The organism is Methylorubrum sp. Q1, from assembly GCF_004683995.1.
Lineage (GTDB): Bacteria > Pseudomonadota > Alphaproteobacteria > Rhizobiales > Beijerinckiaceae > Methylobacterium.
This window is the reverse complement of record NZ_SRHQ01000081.1, coordinates 1-1,235: the sequence shown is the minus strand read 5'-3', so window position 1 is coordinate 1,235 and position 1,235 is coordinate 1. Positions and strand designations below refer to the sequence as shown.

Genomic DNA, 1,235 nt, shown 5'->3' with positions numbered 1-1,235 from the left:
CTGCGCGCAGTTCGTGGTGTTGTGCCGCCGGCTGAATCTGTTCAGCAAGGCAGTGGTCGCGGTCGACGGCAGCAAGTTCAAGGCGGTCAACAACCGCGACAAGAACTTCACCGCCGTCAAGGTCGAAGCCCGGCTGGCGCAGGTCGAGGCGAGCATCGGCCGTTACCTCGCAGCACTGGACCGGGCCGACCGTGAGCCGAGCGACATCGCCGAGGCGCGCACGACACGGCTCAACGAGAAGATCGCGGGCCTGCGCGAGCAGATGCAGGCTCTCCAGGCGATGGGCCGGCAGGTCGAGGCCGCCCCCGACGGCCAGATCTCGCTGACCGATCCCGACGCGCGCTCCATGGCGACCAGCGGCAAGGGCACCGGCCTGGTCGGCTACAACGTCCAGGCCGCGGTCGATGCCGAGCATCACCTGATCGTGGCTCACGCGGTGACCAACGTCGGCAGCGACCGGGCGCAGCTCGCGCCGATGGGGCTCTTGGCGCAGGCGGCAACGGGATGCACCACGCTGACGGTGCTGGCCGACCGGGGCTACCTCAGCGGGGAGCAGGTGCTGGCCTGCGAAGGCACCGGCGTGCTGCCCTGTGTGCCCAAGACCCTGACCTCAGGCCACGCCAAGCGTGGCCTCTTCACGGGACAGGACTTTGTCTACGACGCCGAAAAGGACCACTACACCTGTCCCGCCGGCCAGCACCTAACCAAGGGGGCAGCCCGATCCGATCGTCGGACCGAGGGCGACGCGATGGATCACTACCGCAACCTGACGGCTTGCCTCGGCTGCCCGCTCAAGCCCCGCTGTACGCCGACGGAGACGCGGCGGGTCAAGCGCTGGGTGCACGAGGGCGTGCTGGATGCGATGCAGGGGCGACTCGACCGGATGCCGGAGGCGATGAAGATCCGCCGCCAAACCGTGGAGCACCCGTTCGGTACCCTGAAGGCCTGGATGGGCGCCACTCACTTCCTGACCCAGACCTTGGCGAAGGTCAGAACCGAGATGAGCCTGCAGGTTCTGGCCTACAACATGAAGCGGATGATCCAGATCTTCGGGGTCCGCCCGCTGCTGGCGGCCATCCGGACCTGAGGCCAAGCAACTCCATCTCCGGCGCCACTCGGTGCGCTCGCCCCGATCCCAAGGGATCTGCGTTTCCACACGGCCTCGGTCGTAAACGGACCGAATACCTGGGCCTGCGCCCGTGGGGGCGTAAGGTAGAACAGCAGACTTCGTCGTC

1 protein-coding gene is annotated in these 1,235 nt (G+C 67.5%); it reads left to right on the top strand.

Features of this window, described 5'->3' with window-relative positions; genetic code table 11:
• A partial coding sequence (locus tag E4V01_RS25335) for an IS1182 family transposase (RefSeq protein WP_135300292.1) occupies nucleotides 1-1,087 on the top strand: 1,087 nt, incomplete at its 5' end.
• Nucleotides 1,088-1,235 lie beyond the last annotated feature (148 nt).